The 26172-nt window shown below is 68.6% G+C and carries 23 protein-coding genes and 1 pseudogene; 7 read left to right on the forward strand and 17 right to left on the reverse strand.

Annotation, left to right across the window (positions count from 1 at the left end; genetic code table 11):
- Together ACYQ8K_RS25475 and ACYQ8K_RS25480 are read right to left on the reverse strand one after the other, a co-directional pair.
- Window positions 1-1566, reverse strand: a 1566-nt coding sequence (locus ACYQ8K_RS25475; protein WP_459973420.1) for an Hsp70 family protein, incomplete at its 3' end; no start/stop codon positions are given.
- 153 nt (window positions 1567-1719) lie between these two features.
- A complete protein-coding gene (locus ACYQ8K_RS25480) occupies window positions 1720-2949 on the reverse strand; it encodes a hypothetical protein (RefSeq protein WP_459973422.1) in 1230 nt (409 codons plus the stop codon).
- Between the two features lie 38 nt (window positions 2950-2987).
- Here ACYQ8K_RS25480 and ACYQ8K_RS25485 point away from each other — a divergent pair, with 38 nt between their 5' ends.
- Both ACYQ8K_RS25485 and ACYQ8K_RS25490 read left to right on the forward strand, forming a co-directional pair.
- Window positions 2988-3632, forward strand: coding sequence for a TetR/AcrR family transcriptional regulator (locus tag ACYQ8K_RS25485; RefSeq protein WP_459973424.1), 645 nt, complete (start codon window positions 2988-2990; stop codon window positions 3630-3632).
- Window positions 3633-3735: 103 nt separating this feature from the next.
- Window positions 3736-4212 (forward strand): nuclear transport factor 2 family protein, encoded by a 477-nt coding sequence (locus ACYQ8K_RS25490; protein WP_371915806.1) that lies wholly within the window; start codon window positions 3736-3738, stop codon window positions 4210-4212.
- 4 nt (window positions 4213-4216) lie between these two features.
- Here ACYQ8K_RS25490 and ACYQ8K_RS25495 read toward each other — a convergent pair whose 3' ends face one another.
- Together ACYQ8K_RS25495 and ACYQ8K_RS25500 are read right to left on the reverse strand one after the other, a co-directional pair.
- Window positions 4217-4876: a L,D-transpeptidase family protein gene (locus ACYQ8K_RS25495; RefSeq protein ID WP_459973426.1), complete on the reverse strand. Its 660-nt coding sequence runs from the start codon at window positions 4874-4876 to the stop codon at window positions 4217-4219.
- A 100-nt stretch (window positions 4877-4976) separates the two neighbouring features.
- A complete protein-coding gene (locus ACYQ8K_RS25500; RefSeq protein ID WP_459973427.1) occupies window positions 4977-5642 on the reverse strand; it encodes a phosphatase PAP2 family protein in 666 nt (221 codons plus the stop codon).
- Between the two features lie 56 nt (window positions 5643-5698).
- On the opposite strand from ACYQ8K_RS25500, the gene ACYQ8K_RS25505 reads away from it, so the two are divergent.
- Window positions 5699-6181 carry a hypothetical protein gene (locus tag ACYQ8K_RS25505; protein WP_459973429.1) on the forward strand — a complete coding sequence of 161 codons (483 nt, stop codon included), beginning with the start codon at window positions 5699-5701 and terminating at the stop codon, window positions 6179-6181.
- Here ACYQ8K_RS25505 and ACYQ8K_RS25510 read toward each other — a convergent pair.
- A complete protein-coding gene (locus tag ACYQ8K_RS25510) occupies window positions 6165-6446 on the reverse strand; it encodes a hypothetical protein (protein WP_459973431.1) in 282 nt (93 codons plus the stop codon). The two genes, ACYQ8K_RS25505 and ACYQ8K_RS25510, sit on opposite strands and share 17 nt — an antisense overlap.
- A gap of 77 nt (window positions 6447-6523) precedes the next feature.
- Here ACYQ8K_RS25510 and bluB point away from each other — a divergent pair, with 77 nt between their 5' ends.
- The 3 genes and pseudogenes from bluB to ACYQ8K_RS25525 form a co-directional block, all read left to right on the forward strand.
- A complete protein-coding gene (gene bluB, locus ACYQ8K_RS25515) occupies window positions 6524-7192 on the forward strand; it encodes a 5,6-dimethylbenzimidazole synthase (protein WP_459973433.1) in 669 nt (222 codons plus the stop codon).
- A 68-nt stretch (window positions 7193-7260) separates the two neighbouring features.
- The gene (locus ACYQ8K_RS25520; RefSeq protein WP_459973435.1) at window positions 7261-8688 is read left to right on the forward strand and encodes a sulfatase family protein; all 1428 of its coding nucleotides are present in this window, start codon (window positions 7261-7263) and stop codon (window positions 8686-8688) included.
- A 33-nt stretch (window positions 8689-8721) separates the two neighbouring features.
- Window positions 8722-8869: pseudogene (locus tag ACYQ8K_RS25525) on the forward strand (Stf0 family sulfotransferase); the annotation flags it as partial.
- On the opposite strand, the gene ACYQ8K_RS25530 reads toward ACYQ8K_RS25525, so the two are convergent.
- Complete coding sequence (locus ACYQ8K_RS25530; protein ID WP_459973437.1) at window positions 8858-9643, reverse strand: trans-aconitate 2-methyltransferase; 786 nt, start codon at window positions 9641-9643, stop codon at window positions 8858-8860. The pseudogene ACYQ8K_RS25525 and the gene ACYQ8K_RS25530 overlap by 12 nt on opposite strands.
- 165 nt (window positions 9644-9808) lie before the next feature.
- On the opposite strand from ACYQ8K_RS25530, the gene ACYQ8K_RS25535 reads away from it, so the two are divergent.
- Window positions 9809-11008 (forward strand): alpha/beta hydrolase family protein, encoded by a 1200-nt coding sequence (locus ACYQ8K_RS25535; protein WP_459973438.1) that lies wholly within the window; start codon window positions 9809-9811, stop codon window positions 11006-11008.
- On the opposite strand, the gene eccE is transcribed toward ACYQ8K_RS25535, so the two are convergent.
- The 11 genes from eccE to eccA3 all read right to left on the reverse strand — a co-directional run bounded on the left by eccE (window position 10998) and on the right by eccA3 (window position 25792).
- Complete coding sequence (gene eccE / locus ACYQ8K_RS25540) at window positions 10998-12026, reverse strand: type VII secretion protein EccE (protein ID WP_459973440.1); 1029 nt, start codon at window positions 12024-12026, stop codon at window positions 10998-11000. The genes ACYQ8K_RS25535 and eccE overlap by 11 nt on opposite strands.
- A complete protein-coding gene (gene mycP / locus ACYQ8K_RS25545; protein WP_459973442.1) occupies window positions 12023-13432 on the reverse strand; it encodes a type VII secretion-associated serine protease mycosin in 1410 nt (469 codons plus the stop codon). Before mycP ends, eccE begins: the two co-directional genes overlap by 4 nt.
- A complete protein-coding gene (eccD, locus tag ACYQ8K_RS25550; RefSeq protein ID WP_459973480.1) occupies window positions 13429-14853 on the reverse strand; it encodes a type VII secretion integral membrane protein EccD in 1425 nt (474 codons plus the stop codon). The genes mycP and eccD overlap by 4 nt, the downstream gene beginning before the upstream one ends.
- Window positions 14854-14867: 14 nt before the next feature.
- Window positions 14868-15827, reverse strand: a complete 960-nt coding sequence (locus ACYQ8K_RS25555) for an ESX secretion-associated protein EspG (RefSeq protein WP_459973444.1) — start codon at window positions 15825-15827, stop codon at window positions 14868-14870.
- An 11-nt stretch (window positions 15828-15838) separates the two neighbouring features.
- Entirely contained in the window at window positions 15839-16129 is a 291-nt protein-coding gene (locus tag ACYQ8K_RS25560; protein ID WP_007768835.1) for a WXG100 family type VII secretion target, read from the reverse strand.
- A gap of 32 nt (window positions 16130-16161) precedes the next feature.
- Window positions 16162-16455 (reverse strand): type VII secretion system protein EsxG, encoded by a 294-nt coding sequence (esxG, locus tag ACYQ8K_RS25565; protein WP_007768837.1) that lies wholly within the window; start codon window positions 16453-16455, stop codon window positions 16162-16164.
- A 63-nt stretch (window positions 16456-16518) separates the two neighbouring features.
- Entirely contained in the window at window positions 16519-18012 is a 1494-nt protein-coding gene (locus ACYQ8K_RS25570) for a PPE domain-containing protein (RefSeq protein WP_459973446.1), read from the reverse strand.
- Window positions 18013-18014: 2 nt separating this feature from the next.
- The gene (locus ACYQ8K_RS25575) at window positions 18015-18323 is read right to left on the reverse strand and encodes a PE family protein (RefSeq protein ID WP_064885850.1); all 309 of its coding nucleotides are present in this window, start codon (window positions 18321-18323) and stop codon (window positions 18015-18017) included.
- A gap of 40 nt (window positions 18324-18363) precedes the next feature.
- Window positions 18364-22332 carry a type VII secretion protein EccCa gene (eccCa, locus tag ACYQ8K_RS25580; RefSeq protein ID WP_459973449.1) on the reverse strand — a complete coding sequence of 1323 codons (3969 nt, stop codon included), beginning with the start codon at window positions 22330-22332 and terminating at the stop codon, window positions 18364-18366.
- The gene (gene eccB, locus ACYQ8K_RS25585) at window positions 22329-23942 is read right to left on the reverse strand and encodes a type VII secretion protein EccB (RefSeq protein WP_459973451.1); all 1614 of its coding nucleotides are present in this window, start codon (window positions 23940-23942) and stop codon (window positions 22329-22331) included. The genes eccCa and eccB overlap by 4 nt, the downstream gene beginning before the upstream one ends.
- Window positions 23939-25792 carry a type VII secretion system ESX-3 AAA family ATPase EccA3 gene (eccA3, locus tag ACYQ8K_RS25590; RefSeq protein ID WP_459973453.1) on the reverse strand — a complete coding sequence of 618 codons (1854 nt, stop codon included), beginning with the start codon at window positions 25790-25792 and terminating at the stop codon, window positions 23939-23941. Before eccA3 ends, eccB begins: the two co-directional genes overlap by 4 nt.
- Window positions 25793-26172: the final 380 nt, after the last annotated feature.

Raw genomic sequence — 26172 nt, forward strand, 5'->3', positions numbered from 1 at the left:
CGTCGGCGACCGGGGCGCCGGCGCCGTGCGGGGTCTGGGGGGCGCGCGGGGCGGCGGTGGCGGTGGCGGTACCGCCGTGGGCGGTGGCGGTGCCACCGGACGCGGCGCCACCGAGTTGGCCGGAGGCGCCGGCAGCGGCGCGACGGAGGGCGGTGGCGGGGCCGGACGGTTTTCTATCCCGGTCAGCGTGTAGGCCACCCCGCCGATCGCTGTCATCGCGACGACGGCCGACATGCCGATGATCAACTGGGAGAACCGAAGCCGCAGCCAGGGCCGGCGTTCGCGCGGTGGTTCGATGACGTTGAGCCGCATCGACCAGCCGGCCGGACCATCCTCGTCGTAGGTTTCGCCACCGAACCGCATCCGCAGATCGCCGGGGTATTCGGTCTGCGACCAAGCCAATTCACGATCGGTCAGCGCCTCGTCGTCGATCACCAGCACGTCGCCGGCGCCCAGGTCGACGACGTCACCGGTCGCGTCGGCCGAAGCGAGCAGCCCTATCGACGTCCGCGTGCGCAGATCCAGTTCGCCGCCGCGCGAGGCCAGGATGAGCGCCCCGCTGGCCGCCGCCAGGGCCGGTTGCGACGGCGTCAGGATCGGCGTGCGGCCGTGCATCGAAAGTCGTTCGGTGACAAGGGGAATGCGGGCGCCGCCACCGACCGTGACCACCGCGGCGAGGTCCGACCAGCTCTTGCGATAGCGCACCAGCATGTCATCGAAGGCGTAGATGAAACCGGTCAGCCGGTCCTGGATCAGCTCTTCGAGGTCGTCCTGGGTCAACGTCAGGCTGCAACTGCGCCCGCCCAGCACGGCGGTGATGTCGGTGGCCATCTCGGTGGAGAGCCGCTCCTTGCCCGCGCGGCATTGCTCCCTGAGTTCGATGAGCTGGCCGACCCCGGCGGTACTGGCCGGGTCGAGGCCGCTGCCGTGGCCCAGCTCCTCGAAGGCGCGCAGCTGCAACTCCTGGTCGATCTCGTCGCCGGACAACGCCGGGTAACGCATTGTGGCGCTGACGAGTTCGAAGTCCCCGGCGACACTGACCAAGGTGGCCGACGTGCCGCTGCCGCCGAAGTCGAGCAACCCCACCACGCCTTCGTCGGGAAGACCGAGCTCCGACTTCACCGCGGTCACCGATGCGATCGCGTCAGAGACCAGCCGGGGCGCCATGCCGCTTCGCACGAAGCCCAGATGCGTTCGCAGGGCGTCCCGCAACGCCTGCACGGTCGCGGGCTTCCAATGCGCCGGCACGGCGATCGAAATCTCCGAGCACGCCGCGTCCGCGCCGGCCGCAAGCACCATCGCGTCCAGCGCCTCCACCGTCAGCAGCTCCGGGTCGTGCGCGGAACCGTCGGGTGACACCAGCGCGACGGAATCACCGATGCGCTCGATAAAGCCCTTCATGGGTACGCCGGGCTCGGTCAGGTACGGGTTCTCTTCGGGTGCACCGATTTTCGGTGCACAGTGCGGGTAAAGGGTGAGCACGGACCGGCGGCTAACCGGTGGGCTTCCATTACGCGCAGCGACCAGGTTCGTGGTCCCGATCGACAACCCGAGTGGGTCGTACATAGAGCGAAAACCTCGTCTATAGGGGTCGGTGGCCAGCGTTAACGATAGCCGCGGACACGCGGAAAGCCGATGCTTCGCAATGTCATTGGTATCCGCTCGATGCCCTTGCGTCACCGAAGCGGTACCGAAAACCCCTTGACAAAAAGCTTTGTGTTACAGCACCGTCAGCGGCAGCGAACGCCTGGGCTCGAACTGGAATGTCGCTCCCCCACTGACTCTGACCACGGAAACCTCTGGCAGTTCCTCGGTCGGAGTGTCGGTTTCGACCAGTTCGGCCGTCCAGTCGGCGGCCGTACCGCTAACTCGAACCTCGATGCGCGGTTCCACCGCGGTGGCGATCGCCTGGAGCGGCCGCACGGATTCCGGCGAGCACAGCGAGATCCAGGATTCGTCGTCATGGGCCGCGGACGGGTGGACGTGCAGACGGTTCGATTCCGTCTCGGCCACAACGTAGCCCGCGGGGTTGAGCAGCGGGTGCAGCTGCAGGACGCGCAGCACGCCTTCGGCGCCGCCCGGCAGTTTCAGCGCCCGGTGAATGCGCTCGGCGGCCACGCCCGCGATGCCGGTCAGGCCCTTGGTGCACACCGAGACCGCCTCGTCGTCGTCGGCGGCCCGCGCCCGCACCGCGATCGCGAACGACAGGTACAGCAGGTGCATCTGCAGGCACACCTCGTCGGCCATCCGTACCAGCGCCGAATGCGAGAAGGCGGCGAAGTCGAAATCGGACAGCAACGGGCCGGAGTAATCCGCCTGCCCCTCGTCCGACGGGTCGATGGGGTCGAGTTCCCATGTCGCAGCGCGGGTTCGGCTCACGATGTCCAGGGCCGGGATGCTCTGCGCCTCCGGGTAGGACTCGTCGATGATGACGGTCCACGCGCAGTGCGGATGCCGGTCCGCCGGCGTCCTCGGCGGGCGATGAATGGGGCGCACCTGGGCGCGGGGGTTGGTCGCGATCGCGGTGGCGTCGAAGGTCGGGTCCTCGATGGTGTGGCACATGCCGAACACGTACTGCTCGCCCATCGGCTCGACGTCGAGCAGGGCGCCGCAGTGGTCGAGGTGGAACTCGCCGTGCCAGCGGTCGTGCACGGTGTACCGGAAATCCATGAATTGCGGTGGGGCGCCGATGTCGAGCTGCAGGCCCTTGAAGATCGTCGGCACGTCGTTGCCCTCATAGTTCAGGGCCTTCTGCATGCGCCGGGTGTAGATCGGGCTGGAGCCCGCCCACTCCTCGATGGCGATCTGCACCATCTCGTCGCGGCCGAATGAGGAGATGCACCAAGCCATCCCGGACCGGTCGATCAGCTGCCCGATCAGCAGCAGTTCGGGGACCAGGACAACGAGTTCGTCACGGGACAATTGCGCGTATCGCGAGGGGCTGCTCACGCCCCAAAAATAGACTTGACTATGTTATAAAGTCAACAATGTCCATCGTCGCTGGCCAGACCCCCGATCGCCCGGTTGGCCCCACCCGGAGAACCACCGCGCCACGCAAGCGCGGCGACGACACCCGGGCGAAAATCATCGATGAGACGGTCCGCTGCATCGTGGAGGAGGGATTCTCCGCGGCCACCGCCAAGCACGTGGCCGAACGCGCCGGCGTGACGTGGGGAGTCATCCAGTACCACTTCGGCGATCGCAACGGGCTGCTGATGGCCGTGGTGGACGACGGGGTGGCCCGGCTGGTGGACAGCCTGTCGTCGGCCGACGTCAGCGAGCTGCCGCTGCGCGAGCGCATCGAGGTCGTCGTCGACACCGCGTGGAGCTGTTACAGCAGCCCGACGTCGATGGCCGCCTTCGAAATACTGCGCGAAACCCGCGGCGGCCCGGACCCGTCGTCGCGGCGCCACCTGCTCGACATGAACTCCGCGGTGGGCCAGCTGGGGCGACTGATCACCACCGATCCGGCCTATGCCGGTGTGGCCGAGGTCATTTGGGCCACGCTGCGCGGTGTGGTGCTGGCCCAGATGGTCACCGGCGCCGCCATCGATTGGAGCCTGGAGCGACGTGCCCTCGTCGACATGGTCACCCGCTACCTCTCCGAGGACCAGGGGTACCGCGACAGGTAAACCACGCACACGACACGCCGCGCGGATTCGCGCTGGTCTAAGTCTGGTGGCCCACCGTCCGACCGCCTCATGGTTCGCATTTTCCGTGTGCTGCAATGACCTGATGACCCTCGACGATCTCGCCGATATCGAAGCGATCAAGCAAGTCAAATACCGGTATCTGCGCGCGCTGGACACCAAGCATTGGGACGACTTCACCGACACCCTGGCCGAAGACATCAAGGCCGACTACGGGCCGTCGATCGGCAACGAGCTGCACTTCACCAACCGGGCCGACCTGGTGGAGTACATGCGGACGTCGCTGCCCGCCAACGTCATCACCGAACACCGGGTGACACATCCGGACATCACCGTCGACGGCGACACCGCAACGGGCAGTTGGTATCTGCAGGACCGGGTCATGGTCGCCGACTTCAACTTCATGTTGATCGGCGCCGCGTTCTACCGCGACACCTACCGTCGCACCGATGCCGGCTGGAAGATCAGCGGCACCGGTTACGACCGAACCTACGACGCCACAATGTCTTTGGAGGGCCTGAACTTCACCCTCAAACCCGGCCGCGCCATCGCCGCGGACTGACAAGCTACTTGGTGATGGCGATGACCGCGCCGGGCCGCAGCCATTTCATGATCGACACCAGCTGAGCGTCGTCGACGGCCACGCAGCCCTCGGTGGGCTTCCCGTCGGTGGTGTGGAAGAAAAACGCGGCTCCCCCACCCGGGGTCTTGTTCTTGTTGACGCCCATCACGACGGCGTGCTTGTACTGCGGGATCTGCAGGTTCTCGCTGTCGCCGGTGTTGAACGGGCACTGCGCCTTCTGGCACACCTGCATGGAGTTGAAGGTGGGACTGTGGTCGTCGCCGCTCCACCAGTAATTGCCGCCGGAGACCTGGGTGTAGGGCAGCCCTGTGCCGGGGTTCGGCGCCGTGCCGAACGCGGAGTCCAGGCTGTACACGCCCATCGGGGTGGCCGGAACGCCGCTCTTGGCCTGCGGCGCCATGCCCGCCGACCCGACGTGGGTGGGAATGTTCGACCGCAGCGACTGCCAGCCGGTGCCGGTGCGCTGGAAAATCTCCATGGTCGCGTTGGAACCGCCGGTGCTCACGACCGAAACCACTTGGGTCGCATTGCCAACCGCATTCGCGAACCAGGGGGCGCCGGCGGCGGCACTGATCGGCGCGAGCACCACCGAGGCGAAGATTACGCACGCCGCGGCGCACAGCGAAGTGACCAGTCGGTGCATGCACTCCATCGTCAAACGGACACATGGTCAGGGTCAAGTAAAGGTTTAGCCCCGGTTAGGTCACCGCGCCGTGACCCAAATGCTCACCGCGACAGCGTTGTTAGGGCACGATCGCGCGCTCCGGGCCGGTGGACGACCTAACCGGCGGCCGAAAAATGTGCAGGCACAACAGGAAATACAGGTATCCCAGCGACCAGCCGGCCAGCACGTCGGACGGGTAGTGCACGTTCAGCGCCACCCGGGAGATGCCGACCGCCAGCAGCGACGCCGCCACCACCGCGACCGCGATGCCGCGGATCAATCCGTTCATCATCGGAAAGAAGAAGCACAACACGGCCAGCAGGGCCGCCGTCGCCTCCAGGGCGTGCCCGGACGGAAACGAGGTGGACGGCGCGGCGACCAGCATGGTCGCCGGACGCGGCCGGTTGACCAGGGCCTTGGCCGCGGCGGTCGCGAACTCGTTGAGCGGCCCACACGCCAGAACCAGCACCAGCGCGGCCCGCACGTTGCGCATCACCAGGGCCAGCACCGTCATCGCGATGCCCAGCGCGGACATCGGGGCCGGACCCAGCGCATACGACACGCCTTCCCAAAACCGCAGCCACAGCGGGTGTTTGAGCGCGATGTCGCGGGCCGCGTTCAGCAACGACCAGTCCATCCGGTGCAGCCAGGTCCAGTGCCGGCAGTAGCCCGCCCACATCATCGCGTACACGGCGGCGGCCAGCACCGCGAAGCACAGGGCCACCGGCGTCCTGGGGCGAGTCATAACCAACCGATACCAGCAGCGTCGCGGTGTCATGCGGGCGCGGTCATACTGTCGATATGGCCGTCTTCGTCCGTAGGTTGTTCGGCATCGGCAAGCTGCCCGATGAGCTGCACGCCCAGCTCGAGTCGGAGGGCATCACCTACCTCGCCGACTACGTCGCTGTGACCCGGCGGTTCAGCGGCACCATCCCCGGCGTGCGACTGCCGCACAGCGTCGCCAGTTACACCGGTTCGCTGGTCTTCACCTCGGAGCGGGTGCTGGCCACGCTGTCGATGCTGCCCCGGCTGGCCGGCCCGACCGTCAACGTGCGGTGGAACGCGCCACAGACCGGCGCGGCGCAGGTGGAGATCTCGTCGACCGGACTGCAGGTCGACGTCGACGTGTCCGAGGTCGACGAGAAATTCAGCGGCGAGCTGTCGCTGCACTACAAGGTCGCCATTCCCGACGACGTGCTCGGCGGCCTGCCCCGGCGCTCGCTGGCGTTCGACATGCCGCCGGACTACGTGTTCCGCGCGGTCGGAGTTACCTATAGTCCCTGATCGTGATGCGCGGCCAGGGCGGCTGCCGCAGCACCGCCAGGCTGCCGATCACCGCAGCCAGCAGGCCGGTGATCACGCCGATCAGGGCGATGCGGCCCCCGTCCACCGCCGGCGTCCAGGAGGCCTGCCCGTCGCGGATGGCGAACACCCCCAGCGGTTTGGTCACCACGATGACGGTGGTGCCGTCCGGGGTCTGATAGGGCTCGCCATAACTGCGGCCGGCGGCATCGATGCCGAGCTGCTCGAATACATCGGAAGGCTTCATGGAAAACCGCTCCCTTCCTGGGGATTCACCAGGCGCTCAGGCGTTGGCAGGCTCCACGCTAACGCGGATTTCCTACGATGGCTGACGTGACCGATGACGCGTTCAGCCCGCAACAGCGGCGGGCCGTCTATCGCGTCATCTACGAACGCCGTGACATGCGCCGGTTCGTTCCCGGCGCGGTGGTGGACGAGGCCGTGCTGGCGCGCCTGCTGCAGGCCGCGCACGCGGCGCCCAGCGTCGGGTTGATGCAACCGTGGCGCTTCATCCGCATCACCGACACCGCGCTGCGGCGGCGCATTCACGCCCTGGTCGACGAGGAACGTCCGCGCACCGCGGAAGCCCTGGGCGAGCGGGCCGACGAGTTCCTGGCGCTCAAGGTCGAGGGCATCCTCGAGTGCGCGGAGCTGTTCGTGGTGGCGCTGGGCGACGGCCGCGACGCGCACGTGTTCGGCCGGCGGACTCTCCCGCACATGGACCTGGCGTCGGTGTCCTGCGCGATCCAGAACCTGTGGCTGGCGGCCCGGTCCGAGGGCCTCGGCATGGGCTGGGTGTCGCTGTTCGATCCGCAACGGCTGGCGGCTCTGCTGGAGATGCCGAACGGCGCCGAACCGGTGGCCATCCTGTGCCTGGGGCCGGTGCCCGAGTTCCCCGACCGCCCGGCGCTGGAGCTGGACGGGTGGGCCGTCGCGCGACCGCTGTCGGAATTCGTCTGCGAGAACCGATGGGGCCGGCTGCCGGCGCCCTGACGCGTCGGCACTCAGGAAACACGGAGGGAAGTTGCGGTAACGTCGCCGGTCGCAAGGCAATGTGAGAGGTGACGCCATTGACGCCGGGCGACATAGCGGAGAAACAACGGAAAACAAGCTCTCAGGACAACGTGCTGATCGTGCACTGGCACGACCTGGGCCGCTACCTCGGCGCCTACGGCCACACCGACGTGTCGAGCCCGCGTCTGGACCGCCTTGCGGCCGAGGGGATCCTGTTCACCCGGGCGCACACGACCGCTCCGCTGTGCTCACCGTCGCGCGGATCGCTGTTCACCGGCCGCTACCCCCATAACAACGGCCTCATCGGCCTTGCCCACCACGGCTGGGAATACCGTGACGGGATCCGCACCCTGCCTCAAATATTGTCCGAATCCGGCTGGTACTCAGCCCTTTTCGGCATGCAGCACGAGACCTCCTACCCGAAGCGGTTGGGCTTCGACGAGTTCGACGTGTCGAACTCCTACTGCGACTACGTGGCCGAGCGGGCCGACGAGTGGCTGCGGCAAAGCGCTGACGGCCTTGTCGGACAGCCGTTTTTGTTGACCGCCGGCTTCTTCGAGACGCACCGGCCCTATCCGCGGGACCGCTACACGCCGGCCGACAGCGCCGAGGTGGATCCGCCCGATTACCTGCCCGACACCCCCGAGGTGCGTGGCGACCTCGCCGACTTCTACGGGGCCATCAGCACCGCCGACGCCGCGGTGGGAAAGCTGTTGGACGCGCTGGCCGACACCGGTCTGGACGCCAACACCTGGGTGGTGTTCTTCACCGACCACGGCCCCGCGTTCCCCCGAGCGAAATCCACGCTGTATGACGCCGGCACCGGCATCGGGCTGATCATTCGGCCGCCCACCAACCGGACCGTGGGGCCCCGTGTCTACGACGAGCTGTTCAGCGCGGTCGACCTGGTCCCGACGTTGTTGGGGCTGTTGGGAATTGACGCCCCGGCCGATGTCGACGGTGTCTCGCACGCGCCCGTTCTGCTGCAGCCGGATCCCCCGGGCGCACCGGTGCGCGATCACGTCTACACCATGAAGACCTACCACGACTCGTTCGATCCGATCCGCGCGATTCGCACCAAGGACTACAGCTACATCGAGAACTACGTGCCGCGACCGCTGCTGGATCTGCCGCTGGACATCGAGGAGAGCCCGTCCGGGCTGGCCGTCGCGCCGTTCGTCAAGTCGCCGCGACCCGAGCGTGAACTCTACGATCTACGCGCCGACCCCACCGAGACCACCAACCTGCTGACCGAAGACGGGGCCGAGGCGGACGAGGTCGCGGCCAACCTTGCTGTGCGGCTTCATGATTGGCGTCAGCGCACCGGCGATGTCATCCCGTCGGAGTTCGCCGGCACCCGCATCTCCGCGCGGTACACCGAAACCTATCTGCAGATCCATCGATCGAAGCCGACCCCCCGCTCGGGCATCGCCGCCGACCGCGGCATCGAAGAAGGCAAGCCCACGCAGCGCTAGATCGCGAGCCGGTTGCGCTCAGGATGACGCAAACGCAACCTGACCGCGACCGTGGCCACCGTCCGCGTGGCGCTGGGCCTGGACGCCGGCGCCGATGCTGCAACAGCAGGCCGACCATCGCTCCGACGAGTCGGTCGAGCGCTACCGCCGGGCCGCGCCGCTGCTGGGGCTACCCAGCTGAGCGGCTCGCGCCCCCGACCTCGGCGACGACGAACACCCGGCGGAACGGGAAGATCGTCGTGCCGTCGGAGCGGGGCGGGTAGGCGTCGCTCAGCAGCGGGATCAGCTCCTCACGGAACTGCTCCCACGCCTCGTCGTCCAACCGTTCGCGCACCGGGACCAGCGCCGTGCCGGTGATCCATTCCAGCACCGGGTGCTCGCCGGTCAGCTGGTGCAGATAGGTGGTCTCCCAGACGTCGACCTTGCATCCCGCGTCGAGCAGCAGGTTCGCGTAGTGTGCTGGCGGCTGGACCACCGCGCCGACCCGAAATGGTATGTCGCGCAGTAGCTTTGCGTACGGCTCCCGCCGGGCCAGGGCGCGCACAGCGGCGTAGGACGGCGACTCGAAGTTGCCCGGCATCTGGACGCCGATCCACGATCCGGACGACAGCTGCCCCGCCCAGCGCAACAGCAGGTCGGCATGCTCGGGCACCCAGTGCAGGGCCGCGTTGCTGACCACTACGTCGGTGTCGGGTTTGGGCTTCCAATCGCGCAGATCGCCGATGACGGCGTCGATGCCGCGCTCCTTGGCGGCGGCCACCATCTCCGGTGAGCTGTCCATCGCCTCAACCACCGCGTCGGGCCAGCGCCGGGCCAGATATTTCGTCAGGTGACCGGGGCCGCAACCGAGATCGACCACACGACGCGCCCGCTCGGCGCCCACCCGCGACAGCAGGTCGTAGAAGGGTCGGCCGCGATGGTCGGCGAAGGCCAGATAGACGTCCGGATCCCACATATCGATCCTCCCGATCCTCACGCCGCCGCTAGCCGGCCGATAGCAAACCGTATAACTCCTATGGTGCGCCGACGCGGCCCGAATGGTCCCGGGATATCGCCGCGACGGCCGAAACCGGTCGAAACCCCCGGAAGACGCGTGCCCGCCGGGCTACCATCGGCGTTCGTGGCGTCCGACTCAGATCCGATCGACCCGCCCATCCCCGTCCCGGACGTCCCCGGCGCCGATCTGCCGGCCGGCGCCGGCGGTTTACCCCCCCACTCGGCGTTGTCGCCCCGCCAGCGAATGGTAGTCGAGGCATCGGCCCTCGGCGATCTGGCCCTGCGCACCTGGGTGGCCTCGCTGCTCACCACGACGGTGGCGCCGTTCGTAGTCGCCGGCACGCTGCGGCAATCCCATTCCGCCACCGAGCGCGGCAACCTCGACTTCTACGCGGAGCTGGGCGCGGCACAAGACCCGACCCGGTCCTTCCCGCCGCCCACCGAACTGCCGCGGGTGACGTCGCGGCGGGCCAGCCCGCTGGCGGAGTGGATCGCGCACGGCACGGTCGACAACATCGCGTTCCCGAGCAGCTTCACCGCCATCAATCCCGCCATGCGCACGCGGTGGGGCACCTGGAGATCCAACAACATGGTGCGCGCGCAGCACTGGCGCCACGACGACGGCCCCCGTCCCACATTGTGCGTGATCCACGGCTTCATGGGATCGTCGTATTTGGCCAACGGGCGGTTCTTTTCGTTGCCCTGGTACTACCGGGCCGGTTACGACGTGCTGATGTACACCTTGCCCTTTCACGGCAACCGAGCCGAAAAGTATTCGCCCTTCAGCGGTTTCGGCTACTTCGCCAGTGGAATCAGCGGCTTCGCCGAGGCCATGGCCCAGGCCGTGCACGACTTTCGTTCCATCATCGACTATTTGAGTCACGCCGGGGTCGATCGCATCGCGCTCACCGGCATTTCGCTGGGCGGTTACACCTCGGCGCTGGTGGCCTCGGCCGACCATCGGCTCGAGGCCGTGATCCCTAACTGTCCGGTGGTCACCCCGTCGACGCTGTTCGACGAATGGTTCCCGGCGAACAAGCTGGTCCGGCTGGGCCTGCGCCTCTCCGGCATCAGCCACGACGACCTGGCGGCCGGGCTGGCGTACCACTGCCCGCTGAACTACCGGCCGCTGGTGCCCCGGGACCGCCGGATGATCATCACCGGGCTCGGCGACCGGATGGCGCCGCCCGACCATGCCGTCAAGCTATGGCAGCACTGGGATCGCTGTGCGCTGCACTGGTTTCCGGGCAGCCACGTGATGCACGTGAGTCAGCTGGACTACCTGCGCCGGATGACCGCGTTCCTGCAGGAGGTCATGTTCTGACCGCCTCGACGGTGTCGGCGCTCTGGGGGCCGGCACCGGTTTCGCGGTGCCGGCCTCGGTGGGCCGCGCCGGTCAGGGTCGGCCAGTGCAGCTGCGCGAGCAGGTCGTCCGGCGCGGCGGTGTGGCCGTCCAACCGGTACGTGGACAACAGGTCCAGTGCGGTCAAGGCGGGCAGGTGGTTTCCGCGCTGTGGGGTCAGCCCGTCCACCGGTGCCTTGCCGTCCGGGGCGGCCTCGGTCTGGAACGCGCAGGCCACGGCGACGGTCAGCCCGCCCTTGTCGCCGGCAACCTCGAGTGCGGTGCAGGTTTCGCGCGCGGCATACGCCCGGATCGCCTCCAGCGTCTCCGGCAGCGCGTCGTTCAGCTGAATCCGGTATGCCGCAAGGTAATCCGAGGCGCCACGCTGCACGCCGCGCCACCTCTCGCGGGGGTTGGACGTCAGCAGCCGGGGGACGTCGTCGGCCGCGACGGTAGTGGCTTCCCAACCGATCTCCCGCAGCTGATCGGCCAACCGGCGGGCCGCGACCTGAGCAGTCTCGCGCAACGGGATCCGCGGCGAGCGGGCCTGTAGCGCGGCCAGGTTGTCCGGCGCCGAGATGGTGAGCCCGATCCAGGTCTCCCGGCGTGACGCGTCGGCGGCGTTGTCGCGGCTGGTGATTCGGATCTTGTCCGCCCGGATGCCGTAGCGGTCCAGGTAGCTCGCGATCAGCGGGAGCGGCAGCACATCGGAGTCGTCCTCCGGAGCACCGAGGCGAATCAAAGCGGTCGCCGCCGTGTCAGAGGTGGCCGCCGGGACGGCGTTGCCGCGTCCGATCATCGCCAGGCGGCGGCGCAAGATGGTGGTCAAATGCAGACCGCCCCACCAGCCGAACAACACGATCACGACGGCGGCCGCGATGCCCAGCAGCCAATAGTCGCGAGGCGTTCGCCACGGGTAGGCCATCACTGCGGGCACAATGGCCAGCAGCGCCAACGTGATTCGACCGCTCCCGGGAGTCGGTATCCGATGCGTGCTCACGGGGTGGGGTCCTTTCGTCGGCGTGCGGTGATAGCGGTGACAGCGCCGGCCACCGCGACCAGCACGGCCAGCGCGGCGGTGCCGGCCACCGCGACGGTCCGCGGTTTGGTGTCCTTGGGCGCTGGGGCCGGCGGCACGGACACCGGCTTCACCGACGCCGCGCCGGGCTGGTTACCGGCGGGCAGTTGCCAGGTCAGGGCGGCCACGGGATCGACGCTGCCGGTGCCGACCACGTTCGACGGGTCGCGTGCGCCGTTGTGCGCGGTCGCGGTGATGCGATGCAGCACCGCGGTGGCGTTCAGGTCGGGATACTTGCTGCGAACCAGCGCGGCGACACCGGCCACATAGCCGGCCGCATAACCGGTTCCGCTGAGGGCCGCGAGCTGCTGGTGCTCGTCGGGCAGGCCGTTGGCCAGCCCGCCGCCGTCGGCGTTGCCGATCGACACGATGCGTTCGCCGGGCGCCGCGACTCCCACCCACGGCCCCGCCACGGTGAATTTCGACGGCTGGCCGTCCGGGGTCAGCGATGCCACGGACAAGACGTACGGCTGCCACCACGACGGGATGGACACCGACGTGACGCCGGCCCAGTTCCGCGGATCGTTCGGGTGGCTCAGGTCGGTGAGCGGATTGGATTCACACGACGTTCCGCCGCCGCTCGCCCCGGTCGGCCCGCTGTTGCCGGCGCCGGCCACGAGCACCGCGTCCTTGTCCACCGCCGCGTATCGGACGGCGGCGCCAAGCGCGGCCTGATCGACGGGCCGGTCCACTGGCATGCAGGTGGTTGAGCCGATGTCGATCACCCGCGCACCGAGGTCGGCGGCATGCACGATCGCGCGGGCAAGCGTCGATACCTCCGCCGACACGCGCGCCATCATCGGATCACCGCCCGGTGTCCGCGGCGAGAACTTGGCCGACGCCGTCCGTATCGACACCACCCGCGCCGCGGGCGCCACGCCGGAGAAGCCGTCGTCGGGCGAGGGCTGGCCGGCGATGACCCCGGCCAGCAGCGTGCCGTGCCCGTCGCAGTCGGTCAGCCCGTCGGTGGTCTCGACGAAATCACCGCCCGGTTCGACGTTGGGCAGCCGTGGGCCCGGCCGAACCCCGGTGTCCAGCACGGCCACCAGCTGGCCCTCGCCCCGCGAGAATTGCCATGCCGCAGGCAGATTCAGCATCGACTGGCTGGGCGTGATGGCGCCCGGATCGCTGCCGGGAACGACGCCGGAGGTGCTGCAGGGTCCGCGCTGCTCCATCGGCTGCCCGGGACCCGGCGCCCCGCTGGGCGGCGCGGCACCGGGATCGACCGTCGGCGGGGTGATCGCGGATGCCGGCGGACTCGTCCACGTCGCGGCGGCGGGCAGCAAGGCCAACACCGCCGCGCAGCAGGCTGATGCCGGCCGAATCATCGATTGAGCACCCAGCCGAACAGACCGACCACGAACGCCATGACGGGGATCAGCGACGCGTCGAGCCCGGTCGCGACGAAGCCCACCAGCCGGCGAACCGGCAGCGAATAGCTTTCCGGCGCAGCGATACCCGGGTTCAGCGCCACCACGATCCACACCGCCACGAGCACCAGCAGCACCAGCACCGCGCTCAGGGCGGCGGCGTAGCGTGCGGTCGAGGTGTAGAGCACCAGCAACACGCCGGCGGCCAGGAATGGCTGGGCGAGCAGCCACGCCTTGCACGCGGCCGAGTCCCACACCCGAGCGCGCAGCACGGAGGTCGCGGCCGTGGCCGCCACCACGTACCAGCCCGCACCGCTGAGCGCCTCGGGCCGCAGCGCGATCGCGACCGAACCCAGGACGCTGAGGAGCACCGCGGCGGCGATGAATCCGCTCTGATGCGCATCGCTGATGCGCACCCGGCGCGGCAGGTCTTCGAGCACCCGCAGTGACGGTGCGGACGGGGTGGGGTCCCCGGGCGCAGGGATGACCGGCAGCGGGAAGCGCGCCCAGAGTGCGGACAGTTGGGCCGCCTCGATGGTGATTAGCAGCGCCGCCACGATCAGCCCGCAGCCGATGGCGATCGGCTTGAGGTGCCAGAGCAATTCGGCGCCGGCCGCCAGCAGCACCCCGGCCCCCACCACCGCGGTCGCGGTGAAGAAGCCGGCGATGCGTTCACGTTCGGCGCTGGGCGCCATCAAGGCGATCAGCGACCACGCGGTGACACCGGCGGCGGCCAGCGTCAACTGGGCGGGGCCGAATCTGCCGGGCACGGCCAGCGCGAGTGCGGCGGCGATGGGAGCCAGCGCGGCGATCGAGAGCGCCATTCCGGTGCGCGCCGAGCGCGCGGTGACCAGCAGGCCGACGATCGCGGTCAACGCCGCGACCGCGCTGACGGCGACCAGCCCCAGCAGCGCGCCGGTGGCCACCCGATAGGTGACCGACAGCCCGGTGGCCAGGAACGCCACCGCGATGGCCGCGGCCAGGGCGCCACGCTGGATATGCGTTGTGCCCCAAGGCTTGAGCCGGGAGGTCGAGAAGATCATGGCGGCGTCGGCGATGTCCTCGACGATGCCGGGCGCGGCCGGACCGACCGGCAGCGCCTGCAGCGCCAGCAGGTCGCCGTCGACGACTCCGACGGTGTCCAGGCTGGCGTCCAGGCTGAACGGCGCGCCGCCGATGGGTGCCAGGCTCAGCTGCGTCGCCGCGCCGATCTCGGCGGCGCCGCGACCCGCGGCGCCGTCTTCCGAGTCACCGTTGGTCGCGGCGGGAACCACCAGACGCTGGACGGCGGGCAGGATTTCACGCAGCGGCAGCTCCGCGGGCAAGGCCATTTCCGTCAACCTGCTGTCCGCGAGGATTGCCACGCGGACGATCGGCATGACGGTTCCGGACGTCACCGGACCCTCGAAAAGTGTTGTGGCCGTTGCTCGAACATCGTGCTCTCTTCTCTATCTCTATGTTGGACGGACGGTGTTGAAAGGGAAAAGTCTCGGGCTAACCGGTGTTCGGAGAACCATCCGGCGTCTGGCAGCAGGGCGGTCAGTTGTTCAATCGCGACGGCGATCGCGAAGGGCGTTCCGGGCGCGAAGGTGGAGACCCACTCGCCGTCGAACGCGCGGGACGGACTGACCAGTACCCGACCCTCGCGTGCGTCGACGATGCTCATTCCCACCTCGCTGGTGGAATGCCGGCCGTCGCGGTGGCAGCCGGCGACGATCTCGACGTAGCTGCGCGGGCCGTTGAACACCGATTCCACCACCCTTCGTGCCGATTGCGGAATGCCCAGGTAGTCAAGGACTTCGGCGAGCGGAGCCCCCGAACGCAGCCGTTCGTCGGCTCGGGCACCCACCCGCGTCGGCAGGCTGAACTCGTCGAATCTGGCGGGCGGCCGTTGCGCCAGGCCGACGGTGAGCACCGGCACCAGCGCACGCGGATCGTCGATGTCCATGGCGGTGAACGTGATCAGTTGCGCGCTGCGCAGCGCGACGACCGTCAGCGACGGCTTGCCCGCCACACCGGTGCGCTGTGCGACGACGCCGCGCAGCAACTCGGCGCCGCCGCCCTCACCGGTGTCCTTGGCGGGCCCGACGTACCGCAGGTCCAGCCACCGCTGGGGAAAACACACCACTTTGATCCACTCGGCGACCGCGGGGTTGACGAGTCCGCCTTCTGAGACCAGCCCGAGTTCGGCCAGCTCAGCCTTCTGACGGTCGAGGAACGCGTTGCGTTCGGCCGCATCACGATAGGGCGAGGTGATGGCCAATACCCAGGGAAAGCTCCCCGCCCCAATCGTTTCCGCGATGAACCAAGCGTGATCGACCGTCAGCTCGACGGCGTTGGGTGATGCGTTCATTCAGCTGAGGACTAACCGCCCCATTTGGCGGCTTCGGCCTGGTCGCGCGCCAGCATCGACATGGTGTTCGCCTCGTGGGTGCTCGCCATCGACTGGTAGGCGCGCACCAGGCTTTCCATCGCCTGGTTCCACTGGGCCTGCCACACCTGGTAGGTCATACCGGTGTCACCCTGCCAGGCGTTGGACAACGTGGCCTGCTCGCTGGCGATGTCCGAACCGAGCCCCTGCATGGTGCCGGCGTAGCCGGACATGTCGGCGGCGTGGCTCAACATCGCCGGGTAGTTGTACATGATCTGCGACATGACAAGTCCTTTCGCGGTTGGTAGCGGTGAGATCAGAACGCGGTGTAGCCGGACGCGGCGGCGGCGTCCGCGGCCACGTAGGTCCCGGCGGCGTCCCCGAGGTTGGCCTGGGCGATGTCCAGCAGGGTGTTGACCCGCGCGGCGACCTCGACGAACCGCGCGTGCGCGGCCTGGAAGGCGGCCGAGGACTCGCCCTGGTGGAACGCCTGCGCCGACATCGCTTCCTGCTCGGCCTGGCTGATCGTGCTGCGCATCAACGCCGCCTTGGCGCTGAAGGCCGACTGTGCGGCTACCAACTGCGGAATGTGAGCGTCCAACATACTCATGTTGATTCCTTTCTGTTGCGTCCGTTGGGGTTCCGGTAATTCACGTTCATCTGGCTGAGTGCCTTACCCCCCTTTCCCCGGCTCGGTTGGGCCCGTTCCATTACCGGCTTCGTGCTCCCACGTGCCGGGCACCATTGGCATGCGTGGGCCGCCGCCGAAGTCGTCGTCGGCCAGCTTGGTCAGTCCGGCCGCCTGAAATGCTTTCTGCCGCTGCGTGGTTCCGGCGAACCCCAGCGTCCCGGCGCCCTGGGCGGACGTGACGGCCGCGGCCAGCTCCTCGTCGTCGGCGAAGTCCGGGGGGACGCCGAAATCGGAGTCCATGTCCGCGAATTCGTCGGCGTGGTCGTGCAGTGCGGCCCGCCGACGGCGCCGGGCCCGGGATTCGGCGCGGCTCGCCGCCGCGGCGCCGGCCGCCGGGATGGTAGCCGCAGGAGCCTTGGCCCCGCCGCGGCCACCGAGCGTGGGTCCGACGCCGGCGTCCGGCTCACCGCCCATGGCGATCAGGTAGGCGAAGTTGCCGGCAGCCGCCGCCGGCGCCGGCGCGGCGGGCGCACCGGAACCCGCGGCGACCGTGCTGGCCGGGGCTCCGGCCGGGGTCGCCACCGTCGGGGCCAGCGCGACCGCCGGCAGCATGGACGGCGGCTTGTTCGACGTCAGCACGGGGGTCACGGCGGCGGGGGCGGCGTCCGGCGCCGCCTCGACCGGCGTGGTGAGCAGGGAACTGAGCCCGATGCCCAGCAGCAGCGGGATCAGGAACGGTGCGGTCAGGATCGCACCCCAGGTGGGCCAGCCGACGGCGTTGAAGAACACCTGGTAGGCAACGAAGAACAGCAGCGGTCCGTTGGCGGCCAGGAACGCGGGCAGATTCGAGAAGAAGTTCTGCATCATCTGCTGGATGTTCTGGAAGAAGTCCTGGAAGAACTTGGACAGCTGCTGGATGAAGTTCTGCCACCAATCCCCGGGGCTGTTCTGCGTGGCGTTGGACGCCAGGCTGTTGACTTGGCCGCCGGGATTCACGATGGCGGGCGCGGCCATGGTGCGCGGCGCGGCGGCCAGGGCCGAACCGGACACGGCCTGATAAGTGCCCATGGTGGTGGCCGCCTGAACCCACATCCGCGCGTAGTCGGCCTCGTTGACCGCGATCGGAATGGTATTGATGCCAAAGAAATTCGTCGCTACCAACACCCCATGCACGGTGTGATTGGTGGCCAGTTCCGCCAGCGTCGGCATCGCCGCCAATGCGGCCGCGTAGGCGGTCGCCGCGACCTCTTGCTGCGCGGCCGCACCCGCGCTGTCGACACTGGCCTGCTGCAGCCACGCCAGGTACGGCAGGTGGGCCGCCACATACTGCTCGGCGCTCGGCCCCTCCCAGGCCCCGGCCTGGACCTCCCCCAACAGCCCACTGAGTTCGGCTGCCGCCGAGGCGTATTGGGTGCTCAACGAGGTCCACGCGCCGGCGGCCGCCAACAGCGGCCCCGGGCCTGGACCGGCGCTGAGCAACGCCGAATGCACCTCGGGTGGCGAAGCCATCCAGATGGGTCCCAAGGGGGCGGTCATCGTCAGGCGCCCGCGATTCCGAACGTCGCCGCGGCTGCGGTGTCACCCGCGAGATAGCTTGCGCCGGCCTGCCCGACGCCGACGCCGGCGCGGCCCAGCTCCTCGACACCCTGGGCGGCCACCGCGGAGTGCTCCTGGCCCTGAGCGCTGAATCCGACCGCCGTTTGCAGCGATACCGGATCGACCGCCGGCGGCACCACCGCGGTGATCGCCGGGGCCGCCGCCGCATGCGCGGCCGCCAGCCGCGCCGTCAGGGCCTCCACCGCCGCGCTGGTCGCGGCCAGACCTTCGGGAACCACTCGTAAGGTCATGGTTACTCCTTTCCTGGTCCTTTTCGGACTTGGATAAACATCAGTGGGCGAAACCGTCTGTAGCGCCCTCGATCACGGACTCCCCGACCAACGGGTTGACCAACTGCACGTACGTCGGGGCGTCGCTGTCGCCCAGCAGGATCGCCCGCCCGGCGGGCAACCGGCCGAACCGCTGGCCGCGAATCTTGCCGCTGTCCTGCGGGTTACCCGCGAGCATCAAGGTGGTCGCCTGCAGGTCGTTGAACCGGCGCAGCAACGGGTTGGTCATCAACGCGTGCCCCGAGCCGGTGGCACGCGCGGTGACGATCACCCGCAGCCCCAAATCGGCGGCCTGCGAGAGCAATCCGATCAGCGCGGTCCACGGCCGCTGCCCGACGTAGGGGCCGCTCATCGCCGGCGAATCCGGTATCTGGTCGACGTCGTCGATGATCAGGTAGTGGGTGTGGCCCGCGTAGCGCCAGTGGGCCAGCTCGCCGGGTGACAGGCCGGCCGGTGGCCGGCGCGACTCGATCAGGTTGGCCAGCCCCAGCATCGCCGGGATGATGCGGTCGATGTTGGCGGTGTACTCGTTGTCGGCGAACAGCGGCTCGTCGACGAGGTGCAGCCGCCGGTCCAGCACGGTGAAGGCCACCTGATCGGCCGTGGAGTGCTCCCGCACCGTGCGAATGAGATGGCGCAGCAGCGTGGTCTTCCCGGACTTGCTGTCGCCGAACACCATCAGCAGCGGGTTCTCGGCGAAGTTGACCACCACCGGCGCGAGGTCCTCCTCGCGCTGGCCGATGACGACCTGCTCGAGCCCGCGATACAGCGACCCGACCGCTTCCGGCGTCAGGTTGGTCGGCAGCAGGCGCACCGGCGGCGCGCTGACGCCCGGGTAGCGCGCATTGAGCGCGGGCACCTGGTCCAGCTCGGGATCTGCGAACAGGAAATGCTCTGCGGCCATGGTCAATCCGCGTCCCGGCTGGTCGTGCGGCACCGCTTCGGCGGGCCGGCGCAGGGCACCGACCACCCGCACGTTGCTGTCCCGCGGGTCGTGCAGCTTGAGCTCGAGCCGCAAGCCGAGGCCGTCGCGCATGGCCAACGGCACCTCGAGCCAGCTGGGGGTGGTGATGACGACGTGGATGCCGTAGGCAAGACCGATGTTGACCAACTCGCTGACCCTGGCCAGCAACGGGTTTCGGGTGTTGAACTGGTCGGTGTTGTCCCGGCCGAACGCATACAGGTTGTCGATGACCAGGAAGACCTCGCCGAACCCGTCGTCGGGGGCCGCACCATGCTTGTCCCGGAACGCCTCTCGGCGCTGCCGCGACAGCAGCAGCTGCTCGAGTTCGCCGAAGGTGCGCCGGATCCTTTCGGGCTCCAGCGCCGAGGCCACGCTGCCGACGTGCGCCAGGTCTTCGAGCGCCCGCAGCTTGCCGCCGCCGTAATCCAGGCAGTAGAAGGTGACCTCACGCGGCGAGTGCAGGTTGGCCGCGGACAGGATGAACGTCTGCAGCGCGGTCGACTTGCCCGATTTCGGGCCACCGTGGATGACCATGTTTCCGGCCGACGAGGCGGCGTCGAACACCAGCGGATCGCGGCGCATCTCGAACGGCTTGTCGATCTCACCGAGCGGCCACTGCCACTGCCGGGGCGGCACGCCGGCGCGGGCCAGCATGGCGGTCAACGGGATCGGCTCGTCCAGCGGCGGCAGCCAGAGCTGCGGCGCCCGCGGACCGTAGCCCGCCAGCTGGTCGCCGATGGTGGCGATCAGCTTGCGCGGCGGCCCGGTGAATTCGTCTTCCTCGGGGGCGGTGACGACGGTGTCCTGATCGGGTTCGACGCGCCCGGCCGTGAACAGCTTTGGTTCCGGGATAGACGGCACGACAAAGGATTTGGCCTTCTGCGGCGGATCGTAGATGCCGTCGACATAGGTGCTGCGGAACTTGATCGGCGTCGCACCCGGGGCGGGCACCAAGAAGCCCACGCCCTTGTGCTCCTTGCCGGACTCGATGTGGTAGGCGTCCTCCACACCGATGATCTGACGGGAAACGCTGGGGCTGGCCACCTTCAGACCGATGCGGTAGGAGGTGTTCTTGTCGATGTCCTTGATCTTGCCGACATCCAGCGTCTGCGACGCGAACAAGATGTGGATGCGGAACGACCGACCTTTACGCGCAACGTAATCGAACAGCTCGGCGTATTCCGGATGGTCGGCCAGCATCAGGGTGAACTCGTCGGCGACCACGAACAGCGTCGGGATCGGCGCCAGGTCGTGTCCGGCCGCGATGGCGGCCTCGTACTCCACCACCGAGTTGAAGGCGCTGCCCTGGACCCGGCGGCCCGCTTCCCGCAGCAGCGTCTCGCGGCGCGCCACCTCGCCGCGCAGCGTGTCGGCGAAGCGGTCGGCCAGCGACTTCTTCTCGGCCATGTTGGAGATGACGGCGACGACTTGCGGGAAGTTACGGAAGCTGTCGGCCCCGGCCTCACCCTTGAAGTCGGCGTAGATGACGATCAACCGATCGGCCGAGTGAGTCGTCAACAGCGACAACAGGATCGACATCAGGGTCTGGGATTTACCCGAACCCGTCATACCGATCATCAGCCCGTGCGGGCCCATGCCGCCCTCGGCCTCGTCCTTCAGGTCGAACATCAGCGGCTCACCGGTCGCGGTGACGCCGATCGGTACACGCAGCTCGTCCTCGCGGCGGCGCGGCGCCCACAGCGTGGGCACGTCGAGCTGGGAGGCATCCGAAATGCCCAGCATCGTGGTGAACGTGGCACCGCGGGTGGCCGCGGAGCGCAGGCCGGTGTGGGTCGGGTTGGAGTCCCAGCGCGACAACTGGCGAGCCAGGTGTGCGGCCTCGTCGACGCCGAATTGATCGGCGTTGTCGATGTAGGGCTGCCAGCCGCCGGTCTGCCAGCGCTCGATGGCTCCCCCCGCGACGCGCAGGATCGGTTTTTCCGGATCCGAATACTGCTCGCGGTTCGGCGCCGTGGTGCTGCGCTGCACGACGGTGACGCCCGCCCGGCCCAGCGCCAGCGTCGACGCGTTGAGGTCGTAGTCGGGGTCGTCGATGACGATCAGCAGGTGACGGAGCGCATCGGCCGGCTCGCCGGTGAACGCCGGACGGTCGAGAAGGGCCGAGCCCAGGCTGGCGACCAAATCGTCGGCGCTGGTCGACATGAAGCGGGCCGGCCCGACCCCGTCGAGCTCACCCGGAACGTCGATGTGCGGCAACCACTTCAGCCAGGACCAGTCCGGGCTCTCCAGATTCGGGGTGACCAGCGCGACCCCGAGCACGGTCGGGTCGTGCCAGGTCACCGCCTGAGCGACCCAGGCGCGCAGCGCCGCCCGCGCTTCGTCTTCGGCGCCCAGCACGGTGATCCGGGAGACCTTGGTCAGGTCGATTCCGGTCGGCACATCGCGCACACTGCGATGGGTGTCGAGCAGGCTGCGTAATGCGCTGTGCGACACCGGCTCCAGGTCGATTTCGTCGGCGGTGTCGTTGACCCGCAGGGCGGTCGCCAGCGGCACGTGGTGCCGACCGGCGCGCAGCACCAGGAAGTCGGGGTCGTGCGGGTCACGCTCCCACTGGCGGCGCGATCCCGGCACGGTCGCCAGCGCCGACGGCTCCGGGTGGGACCACTGCGCCGCGGCCCGCTGCGCGGTGGCCTGGGTGCGGATGTTGTCCCGGACCACCGACAGGTAGCGCAGGTAGTCGGCGCGTTCCGCGTCGACCTCCTCGGTGCGTGTCTTGTTGTCGTTGCCGCGGTACATGGCGGTCGCGGCGAGCAACAGCACGAACGGGAAGAACAGCGTCTGCGGAGAGATCAGCCGCATCCCGGTGGCGAACAGGGCGACGATCATGCCGACGATCAGGATCACCAGCACGTAGGGCATCGCCCGGCGCAGGAACGACGGCGGAATCACCCGGGGCAGCTCGGGTGGCGCCTCGATGGCGATGGTGCCCTTGCGGGTCACCGGCGGCGCCAGACGGCGGCGCGCTTCGAAGATCAGTCGGCTCATCGGGGGGCTCCCTCGGCAGATGCCACACGGCCGGGCTTCTGATCGGGCGTCAACCCGTCATGAGCCAGCAGCGCGTCGGCGCGCGATAACGTCGGACCATGCGCGAACAGCGACAGCACCGACCACGGAATGGGGACCGGTGATCCGTTAAGGCCAAGGGCCTCAACCGTTTTGCCGTGTCCGGCGGCGGAGTGCTCCGACTCGTTGTCGATGCCGTAGCGGACGCCGGTGTCAGAGACCCAGAACAGCGACCCGGTGCCCGGCGATTCCGGGCCGCCGCCGACGGTCTGGGTGAAGTAGCCGGTGCCCGGCGCCAGGGCGACGCGAGTCGCGGTCGTCGCGGCGCCGCCGCCCACCAGGTCGACGGTGCGGATCGATTCGGCGATCGGCAGCGCGGAGCCCGACATCAGGTGCAGCGAGCTGGTCGCGGCCCCGGCGGGCTTGCTCCAATAGGCGCACGTGACAGGCGATTTGGCCGCATCGACCAGGCTGATCTGTTGATCCGGATACCGTGCGGTGTCCAGCATCCGCGACACGGGCAGCTTGGCCACCGCATCGGCGCCCAACCGCGGCGGCTGGTCCAGCCCATAGGAATTGGTGTTGCGCAGAATCGCGGCCAGCACCGGTGAGATCTGCTGCAGGCCGTCGGGCATCACCGCGTAGTAGCGCGGCGCGCCCGAGGAGCTCTGGTCCAGGGCGTAGGAGACCACCACCGCGCCGATCGGGGCGGGCACGCTGAACGGGGCCGGGGCGCCGGCGTTCGGGATGGCGGGCGCCGTCAGCGACGGTGCCTCCGGGATCGCGTTGAACAGGCCCAGCGCGATGGGCCGGGGCGCGGGCACCTCGGAGTTGTTCTGCCCCAGGCCAAGCGCGTTCGTGATCGCGTGGTCGGTCAGGTTGATCTGCGAACGCTTGCCGTCCCACAACAGCCAGGTGCTGCCGTCCCGGTCGACGAGGACCGCCTGCTGCGACGCGAGCGTCGCCGCGCGTGCACCGCTGCTGTCCGGCTGGCCCGCGATCACCGTGACGCCGGTGCTGTGGGCGGCGTGCCCGCCCTGGGCCGGCTCGCTGACGGCGTCGCACACCGTCCAGTTCGCGTCGCGCGAGGGGTTTTGCACCATGCGCTCCGGCGCACCCGGGATGCCGATCAGGTTGCCGCGCGGAAAGCGGTCCAGCTCACTGCTTTTCACCATCGTGGGGTCGACGGCGTGGCCGGTGATCAGCCGGGCGGAGGTCAGGTTGAGCACCGGGTGCAGGTCGTCACCGACGCGCACGTACAGCGCGGCGGTGGAGCGGTCGGCCAGCACGGCGTTGGTACCCACCGTGCCGCTGGGCCGGATCAGTGAGAACACGAAGCAACCCGCCAGGCCGGTGACCAGCAGGACCGCGCCCATGGCCACCGCGCGCGACTGCGTGCGCAGCGGGTCGACCAGCATCCTGGTGTCGTGCAAGGCGATACCCGAGGCGATCCGGCGCATCACGAACCGCCAGCCGGTGACCTGGTGGCGGGTGACGAAGCCGCGGCGGTACTCGACCTGGTCGGGGTTGTCGTTGACCGGGGTGCGAGAGGTGAACGAACGGCGTTCGTCGGGCTCGTTGTTGGGGGTCATGCCGGCACCGACAGGCCAAGGCCGCGCAGCAGCGGCTCAACCGACCGTTCGACGTCGTCGTCGGTGATCGTCATCAGCTCCTCGTCACTGAATTCGCCGGTTCCGGCGTGTTCCGAATGGTCGAGCCGGAACTCTCGTTCTTCCTCGGAGCGTTCGACGATGTTTCGGACGAATCGACCGTTACCGGCGATGTCCAGGTTGCGTCGCGAGATTCCGTTGGCGTCCGGGGTCGACTCGGTTGCCAGCTTGGTGAACAACGCCTCCATGTGTTCGAGCGCGGCCGGCTCGAAGATGCTGTCGCGCTGCTCGGCCATCGTGTTCGCGATCTCGACCAGCTCCGACGGTGCGTAGGAAGGAAAGTCGATGTTGCGGGTGAACCGGGAACGCAAACCCTCGTTGGTATCCAGGAACTTGTCCAGGTCGGCGCGGTATCCGGCGATGATCACCACCAGGCGGTCGCGGTCGTTCTCCATCCGCGCCAGCAGTGTGTCGATGGCCACCAGCCCGAAGTCGTTCTTGGCGCCCGTGGCAACCAGCGCGTAGGCCTCGTCGAGGAACAGCACGCCGTCGAGCGCGCTGTCGATGATCGCGTTCGTCTTGGCCTCGGTCTCGCCGATGTGCTGGCCGATGAGGTCGGCGCGGTGGACCTCTCGAATGTTTTCCCGCTTCAAAAGCCCGAGGCCGCAATAGATCTTGGCGACCACGCGGGCGATGGTGGTCTTACCGGTTCCGGGCGGACCGGCGAAGACCAGGTGGTGGGCGCGCTGCGCGACGGCCAGGCCGCGTTGCTTGCGGACCAGTTCCATGGCGACCGAACTCTTCAGCCGCGACACCTGGTTCTTGACCTCGTCGAGTCCGATGAATTCGGCAAGCTGGCGCTCGGCCTCGTGCAGCAGCACTGCCTTACGTTCGTGCGCGGCGGGGTCGACGAAATCCTCTGCGCTGGGCTCGGTTTCGGGGTCCCACGGATCCGTACGGGCCTCGATGCGGCCCGCCGTGGTGGTCACGATGCCGAAACTGGTATCGGTCAGGGCCTGTTCGACTTGTTCGTTTTCCGGGTGCGCGGCGTACAGATCCTGCAGCACCTCGCTGGCCGAGTCCTCGTCCACATGCGCGCGCAGCACCAGCGCCTTGGCCAGCGCGCCGTCGACGGCGGCCACCGCGACGGGTCCGTCGGGCTCCTCCAGATACGACAGCGACGGGGCGAACATGCCCAGCCGGGCCAACGCGGTACCGAGTGCGATCTTGGCGGCGTGCGAGAAGGCCTCGTCGAGATCCGCGTCGTTGACGATCGGGGTCAGCAGCTTGACGACATCCGACCAGCGCTCGGCGCGGTAGTTGATGACGACGGATACCCACCGGCCCTCACGCCAGTTCGGCCGGGCGGCCGTCAGGCCGGTGACGATTTCGTTGGCGTCAGCAAATCGCCCCGCCGTTGCCAGCGCGGCCGCGTAGGCGAGGTGGAAATCATCGGGCGTCGCGGCGCGAAATTGGAGATACAGCCCGGTGTCGTAGCGGAAGCCCAGCGAGCCGGGCGTCAGGTCGACCTGGCGCTGCAGCGTGCCCGCGGTCGCGACGTTGCGCGATACCGCCTCGAGCACGCGCAGGGACGTGTCGCCGGCGGCCGCCAGACCCGTCCACGCGTCGCACTGGTCGTGGGCGACGCGGGTCAGCGCGGTGAAGCCGGAGCGCGCGGCGGCCAGATCGGCGGGGCGCTGGCGTTGGTAGACGACGATGCCCAGCGCGCGGCAGCATGTGGCGAACCGGCTGACGACGTCCTCGTCAACCCGCGCGTCCACCCGCGGATTAACGGGCTGAGCTGTGAGCATGCCGGTGTCACCGAGTTCCACGGCCGCGACTTTTCATGTATGTAGTCTCCCCTAACCTAACTGCCTGAAGTTAGCATTGCATAAGCTAACTGTCGAGGCGTTTGGGCCCGTCGTGCTCACCACTGCACTGTCCTTCTTTTACCGCTGTTGAGGATGTTTCCGGTAGGGATTCTCCGCATTTCCGGCATACTCACAGCCGCACGTCGGGCGGTCTCACAGCAAGGCCCCACCTTAATGAAAATCATTTTCATTATCAACTCGCTCGCGCGGCCGCGACGGGCCGCGGCCGGCCGTGGGGCGCGGGAAGAAAAAGCCGCCACTTGGAGGGGGGCGGGCCCGAAAAATTAGACCCCGAATAGGGAGACCACGGGGCCCGCGACAACGGGTTAGAGGGGGCGGTT

The organism is Mycobacterium sp. MUNTM1, assembly GCF_054660795.1.